Genomic DNA, 15,102 nt, shown 5'->3' with positions numbered 1-15,102 from the left:
TGAGGGATTTTCAGGACTTTAAGAAATTTCACGAACGGTGATGTTTCACGCGGCAGCGCTCAGCGCGACTGTCGGATAGTGCACACGCTGCTCCCGCAGCGACCGCAGTCACCGCGAACACAGACGGCCAAGCCCCGATCTTCTTCGCCAACGGATGCGACAAACCAAAAGCGCCCATGTACACCGCACCCAGTGCACCGGCAACACCCGGACCAGCCACCTTTACCCAGCTACGCCCGGCATATAGCCCCGCCGCCGCCAAAACCACACCCCCCAAGGGACGTACCCCTGTCTGCTGGGCTGTAGCAAATCCCCCGATCAGCCCGCACGCAGTCACCAATGCCGTATTCACCGACTCTGGATCACGCAAAACAGTTTTCTTCTGCTCCGCCGCCGCACGAGAACGGTGACGACCTTGGCGCTTAACGTTGCCAGTGATGAGTACGTGATCATTGCTCGAAGACATGGTCATGCCTGGCATCGTATGAGCCAGCACAGGATTCAGCATGAGGAACATGCGCATGTCGGTAACTGACCCCCGCGCCTGGCAGGAGCCAATCATGGACACCACACCTTCCCCCACCGTCCGCGCTGCTGGACCGATTGGTGCTGGCCGCACCACCGTCATCACCCCCCTAGTTGGCTCTGACATCGACACGCTCCGTGAAGAAATCACCCGTGCCGCAGCAACCGAAACCGACATGCTCGAGTGGCGCGCCGATCAGTTCCGCCATGCACGCTCCGTCAAGGCATACGCAGACACCCTCCACCAGCTCACCGAGCACATCGCCTCAACTGGCCATGACCTGCCCTGCTGCTTCACCTACCGCACCATCAGAGAAGGAGGAAACGGATCAGCCACCGAAACCGACTACCTCCACCTCATCGAGACCATCGCAGGTGCTGGCGCTGACTTCATCGATATCGAATACCGACACCCGGTAGGCCCCACCGCTATCCACGTCGCTCAGGCCGAAGGTGCCCTCGTCATCGCATCCGCGCACGACTTCACCGCAACTCCTGAGGTGAGCGCCATGGTGTCTTTGCTTGCCGATATGGAAAACGCTGGCGCCGACATCGCCAAACTTGCTGTCACAGCGACCACCTCGCTGGATCTGGCGCATCTTTTCACTGCTACTAGCCTGCGCCACCAAGAAGCCCATATCCCCCTGATCACGATCGCCATGGGCTCCCTCGGCGCCGCCAGCCGACTTGTTGGCGCAGCATTCGGGAGCGCGGCCACCTTCGCACGGGTGGCCGCGTCCTCTGCTCCCGGTCAGCTCGCCGTCGACGACGTCGTCACAGTTCTCCATCTCTTGGAGAGAGCCGCCCCGACCCGTGACGACAACGACGACTCAACTGAACACTAGTTAGGCAGCGTCACAGCCATCACGCACTGGCGCTACACGAGCTTCCATCACATCTGCCAGCCGGGAGATCGAGCGCGCCAACTCTCCTCGATCCTCCACACTCCAGGTGGACAGCAAATCGGCTAGGAAGCCAATCCCCTGCTCATGCACATTGGCCAAAGCGGCCTTACCTTTCACCGTCAAAGTGACGTTGATCGAACGGCGATCGCGCGGTGAAGCAACCCGCTTGACCAAACCCGCCGCAACAAGCCGCTTCAACTGCATTGTGATTGTTGACTTATCCACGTCCTGCCAGCTGGCAAGATCCGTGGGCCGCACATTCTCGTGCTCATGGATGAATCCCAGCAGCCACACATCCGTGTTTGACAAAGCAGGCCGCATGCCCGCGCAGCGGCTACGCCGCGTGCTCTCCCTGGACATGGCGCGAAGAATACGAATCAACGCGTCGTCGACAGTCCTTTCTACGGGCTGTTCTTCAGACCGGACCTGCTCTTCTAGCCGGGTTCTTGTCACTCCGGCACCTCCCTTCGACCGGATACGAACTCACGTTCCCCCCGGATTCACTTTCTTCCACATTCAATGGGGTGTAGCGCGTCACTGATCGACGTGCTTAACGGTCAGCAACCCCGGAACATTACCGCCATGACCTCAACACGTCGGAGGCACCGTTCAGGTGACCACCCACCCCCTCCCGTAGTAAGCCATCTACTACGGGACAGGATCGCCTAGGCTCCACGCCCCTCAGCGAGGGCTTTGCAGGTCATTGACCCGGCATAAAGCACAAAAGCTCGCCCCTCCCCCGACATCTGACACATCCCGAAGGTGGGTGGCCCCGGCGAGCCTGCCTCATCCTTGCGCACGCTTTGTAAACGACCGACCACATGTGGGGCCTCCCACGCACTTACGTATGTAATAACTGGAGGTTCACCTCGAAACCATTGGGGGATAAAGAAACCCCACCTAAGCTCACCCTGCCCCCAACAACTCCTCCTCTCCCCCCCACACCTCAAACTCACCCCGGTCACCTACGGTGGAGCCATGGAACCCCTCACACCACCCCCAACCCGCCTACTACCGCCTTCCCCGCTCAAGGCCACCACAGCCTTCACGAAAGCTTTCGCGCTCTTCGGCAAACGCCCCGGGCTATTCATCGGTATCTCGCTGCTATCGCAAGCTGCGCTCTTGATCATCGGCGCGGCCACCGTCCTCGCGGTCGCTTTCATCGCTCTAATTACCGCAGCAGGAAACTTCGACAGCCTCGGAAGAGTGTCCATCTCCTCCGGGAAGCTCGCCGCAGGAGGCCTAGCCGCTGCGGTCGTTCTCCTCGTTTCAGCATTCCTCTATCTAGCCGTCACCGTGAAGATCAACGGCATGCTGTACGTGCTGGCCATCGAAACTGAAGCCACTCGCCGCCCCACATACCGCGACCTTTCCCGTAGCACCAAAGGGCTCTTCCGACGCGCTCTGCCCACCATCGTGTTCATGACTGCGGCGATTGTGCTCTCGATCGTGCTCTCTGTCGCCATCTTGTTCGGCATCGGCGTGAGCGGCGTGGAAGGCCCCACCGCCGGGATTGCTCTCTTCATCGCCGCCATAGCGATATTCGTCATCGTGACCTACGTTGCTGTCCGCTGGTGCTTCTACCTAGCAACCCTGGCCCTAGAAACCGGCAAGGGGCTCAACCCGCTGCGCCGTTCTTGGCACCTAACCAAAGGTGCTTTCTGGCGCGTCTTTGGACGTCTGGTCCTGTTCAACATCGCCGTAGGAATCGTCTGGTTCATCGTGACAGCCGCGCTAGGCATGGCATTCGGCGCCCCCATGGAAGAAACCTTCGGGAACAATCCCGCAACCTCAAGTGGCGCAGTCACCGCAAATATTTTGAGCGCACTGCTCAACATCCTTTTTGCACCGCTCATGGCGTGCTTCATGTCAATCCTCTACCTGGATGAGCGCCGCCGCCGCAACGAAGAAGACCCCACCCCCACAGCGCACGTCATTGACGCTCCCTGGCAAGCCGAAACAGCCCAGTGGGGCCAGCCACAAGGCCAACGCTACGGGGCCACCACAACTGAACCTGCGGCTGAAACACCCCAGCGATACGGCCAGCAACCCCCCACCGAAGAGCCCCGATACGGGCAACGCGTCGAAACAAACAACGAAACCTCACCACGCCCCGACGAGGACAAAAACGCCGGGAACACCCCACCTTCAGCAGGTAACTAACTAGCTCCATATGGATGGGCGGGGGCCTCACGAATGTGAGGCACCCCGCCCACTCATGACACAACCTCATCAACCCCGCCCTGCAACAGGCTCACATCCGCAACACCACCAATAACAATGACTGCCGGAGCAGCCGGAGACTCCCGCTCAACAAACGCCTCCGCTTGCCCCACCACACCCCGCACTACCCGCTCCTCATCAGTGAACCCACGCTCCATCACCGCAAACGGAGTATCCGGATCCATCCCTGCCGCCACCAAAGCAGCCATCGAACGAACCATCGTCGCCACCCCCATCAACACCACAATGGTCCCGCCCGCCTGCACCAATCCACGACTCTGCTCCTCAGTGAACGGTTCATGCCCACTGACCACCGTGAACGCACGCGCAACACCTCGGTGCGTCACCGGAATCCCCACCGACTCTGGCACCGCCACCGCCGAAGTGATCCCCGGCAACACCCGCACTTCAATGCCCGCTGCCACCGCCGCAGCGACCTCTTCACCACCCCTGCCGAACACAAATGGATCTCCGCCTTTGAGGCGCACCACGTAGTCACCTGCCTGAGCAGCCTGAACCATACGGGCCTCAATCTCACGCTGGGGAACCCGGTGAGCGCCAGGAAGCTTACCGACATCAACAATGCGAGCTGCTGGCGCTAAGCGGGCGATCGTGGCGTGATCGTCATAGGTGGCGAGCCTGTCCGTGAAAACAACATCAGCGTTGAACAGTTCACGACGCACAGCAACGCTCTGCTGATCATGATGCCCCGGACCTGCGCCGACAAGAACGATCTGCCCCCCGCTATCCGGCACATCAAGACACACCGTGACCCGTCCAACACGCAACGCGGCAACTGCCTGAGCCCATTTAGCGGCGCCACCAGTGACGTCAACGAGAACACTGCCGCCGACAGGAACGGCAGCAGGATCGTCAACAACGATTGTCTCTGCCGCCAACGGCGCGAAACGTTTTACCGCCCAGTTCGCTTCGCGTTCTGGGCCGATCACCACAACAGTGGCGGTCTGCAGGTCGATGTCGATGTGCACGCAGCGAAGGTAACACCGACCCAGGCTGTTGGTGCAGGCCGGACGCGGCCCAGCCTGCACCAACAGCCCTGCTATGTCACAAAAATCACCACAAATAGTGCAACGCAGCAACCACCTAGACTGCTAAGAAACCGCAGATAGCGGTGACTTCTCTACTCCTGCTGCTCTACCAATTCAGACTCTTCAGCAGGCTCCCCTTCAGCAGATTCAGCCTCGTCCGCAGGCTCAGGGGGTGTCTGACGAGCCACCGCAATCGACCACGGAGCCATCCGATACCGGTCACCATCGAGATAGTCACGCGGCACCCGATCAGCATCCACCCCCGCTGCTGAACCAATCGCCTCTTGAACGTCCATTCCCTGAGCTTCAGCCTCAGCGATCGCTTCACGCACCTGATCGGCATATGCCTGCCCACGGATCGCAGTCGCCAGTGAACCGAACACGTTGTAAAACCGTTCTGCCCACGGCGCCGTATCGATGAGGCGCTCCCACCGACCACCAGGACCTGCCGCCTCCTCGACCAGCTCTGTCTCCTCAGCGCAAGGATCTTCCAGGCTCGGGAAAGTGAACTCGACCTCGTGATCCTCCATGTTGATCAACAGGACAAAATCACCGTCGGGGCTTTGCGCTGTCCCCAACCGCACCTGCAACGCGCGATCACCAGGCTGCGTCCATCGCCGCCCCGAAGGATCACGGAACAGATACTGCACCTCATCTTCACCGGCATAGGCTCCCCAGTACCGTTGCCGCAGCTCTGGAGAGGCATGCCGAATCCACGTGAGCGCTCGCGTGAAAACGAGAATGGGATTGACGGTTTCTCGACAATCCGCCACCCCAAACACGTCGTAGTACATGCCACCGTTTTCCGGGTCATCTGGATCTACCGGAAGCTGCATCGGCGCATTCGAACCAGCCTGCGCCCAGTTGTTCCACATACCGACCGAATTCAGATTCCACGGGTTGTTATTTCCGTTCTGGCCCCGCCCATACTCGTCACCACCCACAATCATGGGAACACCGCGAGAAAACATCAGGATTGCGAGGAAATTCCGCAACCGCGTGCGCCGCAGTGCCTGATCACCACCGGAATCCCACGACTCGTTGTCATCACTGCCACCGTCAGAAGGCCCAAACGGCCACGTCAAGGTCTCATTTGTTTTTCCGTTGTACGAGACCAAGTCCATCATCGTGAAGCCGTCATGAGCAGTAACGAAATTGATCGACTTTCCCGGATCTTTCTCGTTGTAGAAATGCTCGTAATCGCCATTCATCATGTCGATGAACGAATCCGTGTTCGCATCACCCTTTGTGAAACGTCGCACCGCATCACGGAAACGGCCATTCCATTCAGACCACCCCGGTGGGAAGTTACCGACCTCGTAACCCCACAAGTCCCATGCTTCGGCAATAACTTCTGCTCCAGCCAGTTCACCCAGCCTGGCAATACCGATCAACACCGGATGCTGATCAAAAAACCGTCGTTGCTCTTCCCAATCGTCGCGCTCTGCCTCATCTGGTTTACGCCCCAACACCGGCGCTAGATCAAAGCGGAACCCATCCACTCCCATGTCATGCAGCCAGTACGCCAGCGAATCTAACGTCACCGCCGCTGTACATGAGCTGGAGAAATTCATCTGGTTCGATACACCTGTGGCCCCATCAACCAGCCGGTTTTCCGCCGTCAATACGTAATACTCCGAGGTGGAGAAGCCGCCTAGGGACGTGAACGAGACCGTATCCAGATCCCCTTCCCAGTGCCCTCCTTCACCAGAGTGGTTGTAAACCACATCCACGTACACCTCGATACCGACGTCGTGGAACGCGGCCACCATCTCTTTAAACTCTCGCGTAGGCCCACCCAACGAACGGTCATGGGCGTACGCCCGATTCGGCGCAAAATAAGCCAAAGTTGTATAGCCCCAATAATTCTCTCGGGGATCTTCTGGCCCCACCGGCGCATTACGCGACGTAGATTCCTGCACTGGCAAAAACTCGATCGTGGTTACACCCAGCGCCCGCAAATACGGAGCCATATACGCAGCACCGGCATACGTGCCCCGCAGCTCATCAGGGACTCCAACAACCTCACCAAAACCAGCCACATCAGCCAACAACTCCGGCAACCGCACCGAACTTGGATGCGCCGTAAATCCCTGCAGATGCGTCTCATAAATAATCGCGTCCGAAATATGCGTGAATGGCCGCGCCCCCGTAGACGTGCCATCGAGAACAATCACGCCCTTAGGGGCCCACCTACCCGAATCAAGCTCCCGCCGTGCACGCCCATCCACTTCCACCCCACCAGTTGCAAACACATCCACGCACCCACCGTGCTCATGAATCAAATCCGATGCCAGATTGTGCGTGATTTCTCGGGCATAGGGATCAAAAAGCACCTTGTTCGGATTGAAGCGGTCCCCCACCTCATCAACATCCGCCATAAACCCCGCCGCTGAACCACCCCGACACCACTGCGGATCAACCACCCAGTTCGGGCCCCAACAACGGAACCCATACAACGTGCCATGCCCCGGGCCTTGCACCCGCGCACGCCACACACCGTCTTCACCTCGAGCCATATCAAACTCAGCTGCCGCATCCACTCCAACAGCCTCAGCGTAAAACTCCAGCAATACCCGCTCTGCACGCGGCGCATACACAGCGAACGTGCACCCCACCCGCTCTTCGGCCGGAACATCCTCACAAAACCCGCGATCACCACGCTCCACCCGCACCGGCGGCACTGATCCGGACAAGATCTCCTCAGCAGTCACCACCAACCGGCCTGCTTCATGAGCCCCTAACGGCCACGACGCCTGCGCCCACGTCTGCGGCGCACACGCCTCAAACGTCTCTACCGCGATACCGCCACCCACCGAACTCGTTTCATCGCACTGCTCCGACATGAAGTGGCTCCTCCACTGCGCTCAAGCATGTACGTGAACCACCTATCGGCCACGTACAGACACATAGACAGGTCGGAGGAACCCTATGCGGATACAGCACCATGCACGAACTCGACGCACGCAACCGGGCCCCGCCAAAAGCCCTCTGCCCCAGCCACACACGCAAACACAACCAATCAACCAGCCGGTGAGAACGGCGCCCACCACCTCACGCCGCCCCCACCGAAAACCATCAACCCATCAAACGCGCCTTAACCAAAGCCGAAACCCGACCACCATCAGCACGCCCAGCAACCACCGCGGTCGCCACCTTCATCACCTGACCCATTTGCTTCATGCCAGTCGCCCCGACCTGCGCCACTGCCTCATCCACAATTTGCGCCAACTCGGCATCCTCCAGCTGTGCTGGCAAATACTTCTCCAGCACCGCCAACTCAGCACTTTCCCGATCAGCCAGCTCCGGACGACCAGCCTCGGAGTACGCCACCACCGACTCCTTACGCGACTTCGCCTCCTTCGCCAGCACCTTAAGCACCTCATCATCACTCAACGAACGCGCTTCCTTACCAGCAACTTCGGCATTCGAAATCGCCGTCATCACCATCCGCAGCGTCGCCGTGACCACCTCATCACGAGCCTTCATCGCCGCGTTCAAATCAGAGTGCAACTGCTCTTTCAAAGAAGTCATGCTCCTAATTCTCCCACCACCTCACCTGAGCATCACTGTCCCCCACCGACATCCCCCACTGGCCAATGCGTCCCCAACCAACGCTCAAGCACCACCCAAGCAGCACAACCAGGCCCACCATTGAGCACTTCATGACGCTCACCAGGCAACACCACACACTCCACCTGCGCACCCAACCCGCCCCGCACCCGTGCAGCAGCCTGACGCACCCCCACACCCATACCTCCCACCGGATCATCTACCCCAGACAAAAACAACACCGGCACCTGCAGATACTGCCCACCACACCGATTCACTCGACCAACAGCTCTGACCAGATCACGCCACAAACCCAACGACGAAGCATGCCCGGCCAACGGATCCGCCTCATAGGCATCCACCACCTGCGGCCGCACGCTCAACCAATCACTGCCCGTTCGCGTACGCCCACACTGAGCGTTATACCCACCGAACACCAGCCGATCCATCAAGCCACACGGCCGCGCCCACCCCCATATCGAGGCCAACCCGCCCAACAAAACATCAGTCATCAGCACCGGCACCGCAAGTGGCCCGCCAGAACCCACAAACACGAACCCATCAACCCGCACATCCGCCGCTGCGTGACGCATAGCTACCTCACGCACCACGAAAGACCCCATGCTGTGCCCTACCACCACCAACGGAACCCCCGGGAATTCTTCTGCAACCGCCCTCAACCGCGCCTGCACATCACCCACCAACGCATCCCACCCACCTTCCACATGCCCTAAATGACCAGAGCCGCCGACCGAGCGACCGTGCCCTCGCTGATCATGCGCACACACCGCCCACCCCAACCCCACCAAAAACTCCGCCACACCTGCATACCGCCCCGCATGCTCGGCCATCCCGTGCACCAGGTACACCACCCCACGCACCTGCCCGCGCGGGCGCCACACATACCCACCTAATAGCACCCCATCTGCACCTTCAACCTGCCCCTTCCACGCTTGCAGACCAGAACCCTCACCGCACACAGAACTCATTGCCCCATCCTGTGCCACCCACCTCCCTGTGCCACCCACCTCACTTCCGCACCAACTGCGCCCACACCGCCGCATGATCACTCACCTTTGAAGGCAACACTCCAGCAGCAGCCACCCCGAACCCCCGCGCCACCACATGATCAATCTGGACGAACGGCGGAAAAAACCACCCCATCGGCCACGTCCGAGTCCAGGGAATCCCACCCGAGGGAGCCTCCACCATCCCGTTCAACAACCTTCTGAACACCGGATGCGAGCGCGAAGCATTGAAATCCCCCGCAAGCACCAATCGCTGCTCACCACCGTATCGACGCACCCAATCCACCAACCCCACCTGATCGCGATACCACCTATTGACCGGATCAAGCCGCGGTGACCACGGATGCACCCCCCGAAACAACGTCCCATCAGCCAGCCGCACCGCTGGCATATCGAACTCCTCCACCTCACCAGAGCCCACATCCACTACCTCGTTACACCGCATCCGGGAGCTGATATCCACACACGACATCGGCTCCCGCGTTGCCACCACTGTCGAAGAAGATCCCCCCACCGTGCCCGTCGCATACGGCAAAAACTCTCCCAAACCTGCCTTCAACAAGCCCTGCCAATTCGCAGGCGACTCCTCCACCAAAACCAACACATCCGGGCGTAACGCCTTCACCTGCTCCACCGTCGTGGCAGGCACCTCGATCCCGAAATATGTATTCACTGACAACACCGTCAACATGTCTTTCGGACGCTGCCCCACCGGCACAGGATCTGACGACTGCCGGTCAAGCACCTCCCCCAACATCGGAGCGAACAACACCACCGCCACCACCCCCATCACCAGTGCCTGACGCCAAGAAAGAAGCAGCAACAGCAACGCCACCAAGACCGTCACCAAGGCCCCCACCGGCGCCAACGCCTGCACCAACGGCACAAAACTCCACTGCGGCCCATCCATCAACGACACGCACGCCACCACCACCCCCATAGCAACAATTACCCAGCCACAACCACGCACCCACTTCATCAACGGAAAAACCCCCTAAAAACAACGCCGTCACACGAAACAACCTGACCACCCGTCCAATTGAAGAATCACTGAGCAAACCGTTGCCGAATGGCAACCCAAACGGCGCCGAGCCAACTGCACAACACGCCCCACCACGCGACAGAATAAGAGGGACGGCACACGCACCACCGAAAACAACACAGCCAATACGGCAGGGGGTATCGAAACCGATGCGCGACGGTTCGACCACAGCAGCAATAAACGCACAGCAAGAGACCGCTCCTCCACCAACTCTCACACGACAACTCGGCGCCCACCTCATCATCGGTTTCGCAGTCATCGGCCTCACCACAGTCCTGTCCACCAGCCTTGGCGATAACCCGCTCTCCCTGGCCCCCACCGCCCTCCTCATCGCCTGGGCCGTCACCCGCCTGCCCCACAACACCTGGACCGCCCTGCCTGCCCCGCGCGCTACCGCAACCACCGCAACAACCGCCGTCGGTCTTGCCCTCATTTGGGCAGCCGCCCTCGGAGCCCACGCCACTAGCTGGACCAACACCACCGGCATCACCGCTGCTCTCATCGCATGGCTGACACTTATCGCTGCGAACTTCACCACCCTGGCCCGCGCACACATGCTGCTCGCAGCTACCACAATCATCACCGTCGCCGGGATCAGCGCAGCCCTGTCTACCCCACAAGGCCTCGCCGACATCACCACTCAAATCACCACCGGCCTGACATCACCAGCATTCACCCCCGCGCTGCTGGTCGCCGGACTGGTCACAATCGCCACCACCACCTACACACTCACCCGCGATATCGACCTGCTCTGGCACCGTTCTGACATGCGCTCGCTTGCTGCCACATTCGCTGGCGCAGCCACCATCTCTCTAGGCACGGTTGTTTTGGTCTCCACCCGACAAACCACATGGGCTGGCCAAGACAGCGGCCTTCAATTCACTATCGCCGCTCTCATCGCTTTGTTCTGCCCTGGCATCGCTCTATTTGTGATCGGTGCGCTGACAACACGAGGCGGAAACCTCAAACCCACCGGTGCGATCCCTCTCATCTTCGGCCTGGGTCTTATCGCCGTAGGCGGCTGGACAGGCTTCACCGCTAACGGGCTCGGCGCTATCCCCGCTCTTTTGCTCATTGTCTTGGCCACCACTTTCGGGGTCACCGCCGGTATCGCTTTTGCCGCAGCAGTAGTCCGCGATGGCCACCACTTGCGTGCACGCTTCAACGAAAGCCGTGAACGCGCCGAAGCACGTGCTACTCAAACCGTTCGACGTATCGCTTCAGCTGTGCACGCCACATCCTGAACCAATCCACGTCACCAAAGGTGTGGCCTGAACGCACATGTGCGTTCAGGCCACACCTGCATAAACCCCAGAAACTAAATAATTTCCCACGGCTCAATATCTCCGGAAATAACTACAAAAGCGCTGTGCGCTGGTGGAACACCAACAACTGCGTCCAAACACGGCAGCCACTGCGGGGCACGAACCACTACTTTCGACCGCAAATGCGAAAGCTCATATTCAAGCTGCCCCGACGTCACTGGAAACTCAGCAGAACGCGCCACCGACATGCGCGCATCAGCAACATCAACGATCCGAGACCGATCAAAGCGATACCCACGAATATCAGCCTCATCGGCCAAACCATGCAGATACACCGCCACGCTGGCCACCGGATCAGCAAGAGACTTAAACCGTTCCAGCTGAAGATGATTGCGGTACCCCTTAGTCAAACCCCGCAACACTTTCTGTGCCAACAAAGTTTCCCGCCACCCCGCCACCAATGCAGCTCGATCCAATAACGACGGATGCAAACTCCAAATGCGCATGCCGCACACCTTAAACACCCCCAGAAAGCCCCAACGCCAAGCTTCCCCCCCCCCACACTCACCCAGCTACACAGCCACCGTTGAGAGCGCAATCACACCCCGTACCGTTACGCCGACGCCGAAAGAGCAGTGCAACCATGAACTTCGCTCAGCCACACTGGTGCACATGTCGCTCATCGCCAAGCTCACTTCGCGCTTCACTCAGCGCGCCCCACAAAGCCAACCTCCCCAAGATGCCTCCTCACCTGGCACCCCCTACCCGCACATCCTGCGACGCGCCACAACCCGCTGGTGGAAAGCCCCCGCAGCGATAGCAACGACTATCGGCGGTGCTGTTCTGGCCATTGCAGCGATGCGCCTTTCTCTGCCTCTGCTTGGTGGCGGCGTCGACAGCAACAACCCCACCCCTAGCCCCGCCGCATCAGCAGCGCTCAACCTCGCCCTGGCCTCACTCATCCCGATATCCATCGGCGCAGTTGCTCTCGTCTACCGTGTATCCGGTGGTTATTTGCACTCCATTACTGGCCGTGTCCGCTGGAAATGGCTAGCAACAGCAGTAGCCGCAACGCTACCGATCTGGTTGCTGGGAAATCTGGCTCAAGTCATCCTTTCAGGCGAGTCGTCGTTCGCTTTTTCACAAGGGTGGTTCTTTCACCTTGCTATTGCTCTCCTGCTCACGCCGCTGCAAGCGGCTGGAGAGGAATACATTGTTCGCGGTCTGCTCTTAACCACAATTGCTAGCTGGTTCCGTGATGTGAAAGTCGGATTCTGCGTTGCTGGCGCAATCTCCACAATTGTTTTCACTGCCCTGCACACCTCAGCCCACCCATGGATCGTGCTGAACCTCGCCGGTATGTCACTGATGTCGCTCTACCTGGTGTGGCGCACCGGCGGCCTAGAGGCCTCCATCGCTATCCACGTAGCCAATAACCTCACGTTAGGGGTAATCGCTGTCTTCACAGCATCCGTTGGTGAAGGACAAATCACCGAAACCAGTGAAATCAGTCTCGCCGCATCCCTATACAGTCTCGCTTTGGTCGGGATCGGAATCTTCGTACTTAACCGTCTATTTTCTCGAGAGGGGCTGTCTTCTACCACGCAAAACCAGCCCGAACCGGTAGAAAGGTAAACGTAGAGGCCTGAAAGAAGTCGCCATCGCCAACCGCCTGACTCTTACAGTCCTCCCAGCGTCTCTTACAAAATTCGCTATCCGTTTATAGTTCTGCCCAAGACGTAAGGGTGGCGAGTCCGGGACTTCCCGGGCTCGCCACCCTTACATATTGATCAGTCCAGTGGAGTGAACAGACGGTGATCTGGGCGGCACGTCATATCCTTTGATGGAAGTTTTCCACTCAAGAAATAGTCATTCCGTGCCTTTTCCGCGCATTCACTTGAATCAACGACTCCATGCCCCCATGTCGGCACAGTGATCAAGCGACTGTTCTTCACCAGTGAACGCACGGCTTTAGCGCCTGAGTACGGGGTTGCTGGATCCTCCAGCGTGCTCATCACCAGCATTCCACCAGCGGGAGAGCTGGTGTAGGGGCCTTTGTAGGCGTTGGCGCCTTTGAACTTCCACCCTGAGCAGATCGAAGAATTCCACGTCCACAGCGGCCCGAATCCCGGCGCAGCCTGTTCCGCGATTTTCGCTGCTGCTGGCCATGATTCAAAAGTAGAAGGGTTGTTTGTCTCTGAGCATAGGACGCCCTCGAATCCAAAAGGCACGTCTAGGCTTTCCTCTTTACCTGAGTCTGAGATCGGAGCAGGCGGATCATAAGAGATCAAGTCGCGCTTCATTCGCCGCTCATGGTCCAGAAGTTTCCCGTAGTACTTAACTGACTTTTCTGAAGCTTTCTGAGCAGTTTTCCCTGCCGCTTGCGAGGAGGTGTCTTTCACCTTCTCCACATCAGCGCGCAGTGAGGAGATAAAAGCCAAAAGATCAGGGATGGCTTCTGTTCCGTACAACATTGACGTACTTGTGGCGAACAAATCTTGATAAGTGAAAGTTTTTGAACCGAACGGCCCTTCAAGGATCACTGACTTTCCACGAAGCCGTGACGTTAGGTAATTCCAGTCATTACGGATCGTGTCGCTCTGTTCACAGTCAGAACCGACTCGCTCACACTCAGAGATGGCCGATTTCATTGCCTGATGCGCACCGACACCACTACGAATCCTGGTAGTCGAGGGCACCTTTGAAGCAACTTCAGAATCGCCTGTTGACCACTGAACTGGGTCCAGAACTCCATCGATCACCATGGTGCGGACACGGTTCGGGAACATTGCCGCATAGGTGTTCCCCAGCTGGGTGCCGTACGAAATACCGTAATAGTTAATGACTTTTTGCCCCAGGACTTCTCGAACTCGATCCATATCCCGAGCCACATCGGCAGTAGTCATGTAGGGAAGAATGCGAGTTTTGCTGTCTTCGCATGCCTTCCGCTTCTTCTCGTCGTGCGCTTTTCTTTTTGCGATTTGTTCTGGAGAAATCGGGTATGGTTCACCTTCTTCAGCGATGTCATTCGCTTTCATCTTGCACAAGGCAAGGTCCGAACCACCGATTCCTCGTGGATCCACTCCCACGATGTCGAAGTTTTTACGGATGTCTCGCCCCATCTTGGAGGAAAACATTCCCACTGCCGAGACAGCAGAGCCTCCCGGACCACCGGGATTCACAAACAAAACACCCAATTTGTGTTTTTGATCGTCAGCAGGTCGACGACTAATCGCGAGGTCGATGGTTCCTTTTTTCTCATCTTTGTAGTCAAGGGGAACTGCTAGCTCGCCACACTGCATGCCTGTATTGCAGCGCTTCCACGCAATTTTGCCAGCTTCACCAGCAGGTGTTTCCGTTGACGGCTTCGTTGTTTCCAACGCTTGCGCAGGTACCGACGCCGCTGACATACCACCACTGACTAGCAGTAATGCAGCACCGGACGCAGCCGAAATGCTGCGGAGTTTTCCACCACGCATGGAGGTTCGTCCTTCCGCTCATAGACGGACAGCC

Annotated in this window: 13 protein-coding genes; 4 read left to right on the top strand and 9 right to left on the bottom strand. The window is 58.6% G+C overall.

Features of this window, described 5'->3' with window-relative positions; genetic code table 11:
- Positions 1 to 28: 28 nt before the first annotated feature.
- Positions 29 to 562 carry a hypothetical protein gene (locus tag CKV89_RS12595; RefSeq protein WP_324603350.1) on the bottom strand — a complete coding sequence of 178 codons (534 nt, stop codon included), beginning with the start codon at positions 560 to 562 and terminating at the stop codon, positions 29 to 31.
- Between CKV89_RS12595 and aroD the strand changes: the two genes are divergently transcribed.
- Positions 561 to 1,370 (top strand): type I 3-dehydroquinate dehydratase, encoded by an 810-nt coding sequence (aroD, locus tag CKV89_RS02550; RefSeq protein WP_051277610.1) that lies wholly within the window; start codon positions 561 to 563, stop codon positions 1,368 to 1,370. The genes CKV89_RS12595 and aroD overlap by 2 nt on opposite strands.
- Here the strand turns inward: aroD and CKV89_RS02545 are convergent, their stop codons facing one another.
- Complete coding sequence (locus tag CKV89_RS02545; RefSeq protein WP_051277609.1) at positions 1,371 to 1,883, bottom strand: MarR family winged helix-turn-helix transcriptional regulator; 513 nt, start codon at positions 1,881 to 1,883, stop codon at positions 1,371 to 1,373.
- A gap of 525 nt (positions 1,884 to 2,408) precedes the next feature.
- On the opposite strand from CKV89_RS02545, the gene CKV89_RS02540 reads away from it, so the two are divergent.
- A complete protein-coding gene (locus tag CKV89_RS02540) occupies positions 2,409 to 3,593 on the top strand; it encodes a glycerophosphoryl diester phosphodiesterase membrane domain-containing protein (protein ID WP_028327480.1) in 1,185 nt (394 codons plus the stop codon).
- 53 nt (positions 3,594 to 3,646) lie between these two features.
- Here CKV89_RS02540 and cobA read toward each other — a convergent pair whose 3' ends face one another.
- The 5 genes from cobA to CKV89_RS11655 all read right to left on the bottom strand — a co-directional run bounded on the left by cobA (position 3,647) and on the right by CKV89_RS11655 (position 10,261).
- The gene (gene cobA / locus CKV89_RS02535) at positions 3,647 to 4,642 is read right to left on the bottom strand and encodes a uroporphyrinogen-III C-methyltransferase (protein ID WP_157728073.1); all 996 of its coding nucleotides are present in this window, start codon (positions 4,640 to 4,642) and stop codon (positions 3,647 to 3,649) included.
- Between the two features lie 152 nt (positions 4,643 to 4,794).
- A complete protein-coding gene (locus tag CKV89_RS02530) occupies positions 4,795 to 7,548 on the bottom strand; it encodes an alpha-amylase family glycosyl hydrolase (RefSeq protein ID WP_051277608.1) in 2,754 nt (917 codons plus the stop codon).
- A gap of 232 nt (positions 7,549 to 7,780) precedes the next feature.
- On the bottom strand, positions 7,781 to 8,236 hold the full coding sequence (locus tag CKV89_RS02525; RefSeq protein ID WP_034401324.1) for a GatB/YqeY domain-containing protein: 456 nt from the start codon (positions 8,234 to 8,236) through the stop codon (positions 7,781 to 7,783).
- Positions 8,237 to 8,268: 32 nt separating this feature from the next.
- Complete coding sequence (locus tag CKV89_RS02520) at positions 8,269 to 9,243, bottom strand: alpha/beta fold hydrolase (protein ID WP_157728072.1); 975 nt, start codon at positions 9,241 to 9,243, stop codon at positions 8,269 to 8,271.
- Between the two features lie 40 nt (positions 9,244 to 9,283).
- The gene (locus CKV89_RS11655) at positions 9,284 to 10,261 is read right to left on the bottom strand and encodes an endonuclease/exonuclease/phosphatase family protein (RefSeq protein ID WP_154657667.1); all 978 of its coding nucleotides are present in this window, start codon (positions 10,259 to 10,261) and stop codon (positions 9,284 to 9,286) included.
- Positions 10,262 to 10,473: 212 nt separating this feature from the next.
- On the opposite strand from CKV89_RS11655, the gene CKV89_RS02500 reads away from it, so the two are divergent.
- The gene (locus tag CKV89_RS02500; RefSeq protein WP_028327472.1) at positions 10,474 to 11,568 is read left to right on the top strand and encodes a hypothetical protein; all 1,095 of its coding nucleotides are present in this window, start codon (positions 10,474 to 10,476) and stop codon (positions 11,566 to 11,568) included.
- Positions 11,569 to 11,642: 74 nt separating this feature from the next.
- Here CKV89_RS02500 and CKV89_RS02495 read toward each other — a convergent pair whose 3' ends face one another.
- The gene (locus tag CKV89_RS02495) at positions 11,643 to 12,095 is read right to left on the bottom strand and encodes a pyrimidine dimer DNA glycosylase/endonuclease V (RefSeq protein ID WP_084441175.1); all 453 of its coding nucleotides are present in this window, start codon (positions 12,093 to 12,095) and stop codon (positions 11,643 to 11,645) included.
- 166 nt (positions 12,096 to 12,261) lie between these two features.
- Between CKV89_RS02495 and CKV89_RS02490 the strand changes: the two genes are divergently transcribed.
- Complete coding sequence (locus CKV89_RS02490) at positions 12,262 to 13,224, top strand: CPBP family intramembrane glutamic endopeptidase (protein WP_157728071.1); 963 nt, start codon at positions 12,262 to 12,264, stop codon at positions 13,222 to 13,224.
- Between the two features lie 155 nt (positions 13,225 to 13,379).
- Here the strand turns inward: CKV89_RS02490 and CKV89_RS02485 are convergent, their stop codons facing one another.
- Positions 13,380 to 15,068 carry an alpha/beta hydrolase gene (locus tag CKV89_RS02485; protein ID WP_084441172.1) on the bottom strand — a complete coding sequence of 563 codons (1,689 nt, stop codon included), beginning with the start codon at positions 15,066 to 15,068 and terminating at the stop codon, positions 13,380 to 13,382.
- Between the last annotated feature and the right edge of the window lie 34 nt (positions 15,069 to 15,102).

This window comes from Dermatophilus congolensis (genome assembly GCF_900187045.1).
In the GTDB taxonomy this organism is placed as follows: Bacteria; Actinomycetota; Actinomycetes; order Actinomycetales; family Dermatophilaceae; genus Dermatophilus; species Dermatophilus congolensis.
This window is presented reverse-complemented; position numbering and strand designations above follow the sequence as displayed.

What these genes read in the sequence shown, in the direction of transcription:
- CKV89_RS02520 (WP_157728072.1), bottom strand. Translation starts at nt 9,243, where the DNA reads ATGAGTTCTGTGTGCGGTGAGGGTTCTGGTCTGCAAGCGTGGAAGGGG.
- CKV89_RS02495 (WP_084441175.1), bottom strand. Translation starts at nt 12,095, where the DNA reads ATGCGCATTTGGAGTTTGCATCCGTCGTTATTGGATCGAGCTGCATTG.
- CKV89_RS02490 (WP_157728071.1), top strand. Translation starts at nt 12,262, where the DNA reads ATGTCGCTCATCGCCAAGCTCACTTCGCGCTTCACTCAGCGCGCCCCA.
- CKV89_RS02485 (WP_084441172.1), bottom strand. Translation starts at nt 15,068, where the DNA reads ATGCGTGGTGGAAAACTCCGCAGCATTTCGGCTGCGTCCGGTGCTGCA.
- CKV89_RS12595 (WP_324603350.1), bottom strand. Translation starts at nt 562, where the DNA reads ATGATTGGCTCCTGCCAGGCGCGGGGGTCAGTTACCGACATGCGCATG.
- aroD (WP_051277610.1), top strand. Translation starts at nt 561, where the DNA reads ATGGACACCACACCTTCCCCCACCGTCCGCGCTGCTGGACCGATTGGT.
- CKV89_RS02500 (WP_028327472.1), top strand. Translation starts at nt 10,474, where the DNA reads ATGCGCGACGGTTCGACCACAGCAGCAATAAACGCACAGCAAGAGACC.
- CKV89_RS02530 (WP_051277608.1), bottom strand. Translation starts at nt 7,548, where the DNA reads ATGTCGGAGCAGTGCGATGAAACGAGTTCGGTGGGTGGCGGTATCGCG.
- CKV89_RS02540 (WP_028327480.1), top strand. Translation starts at nt 2,409, where the DNA reads ATGGAACCCCTCACACCACCCCCAACCCGCCTACTACCGCCTTCCCCG.
- CKV89_RS11655 (WP_154657667.1), bottom strand. Translation starts at nt 10,261, where the DNA reads ATGAAGTGGGTGCGTGGTTGTGGCTGGGTAATTGTTGCTATGGGGGTG.
- CKV89_RS02525 (WP_034401324.1), bottom strand. Translation starts at nt 8,236, where the DNA reads ATGACTTCTTTGAAAGAGCAGTTGCACTCTGATTTGAACGCGGCGATG.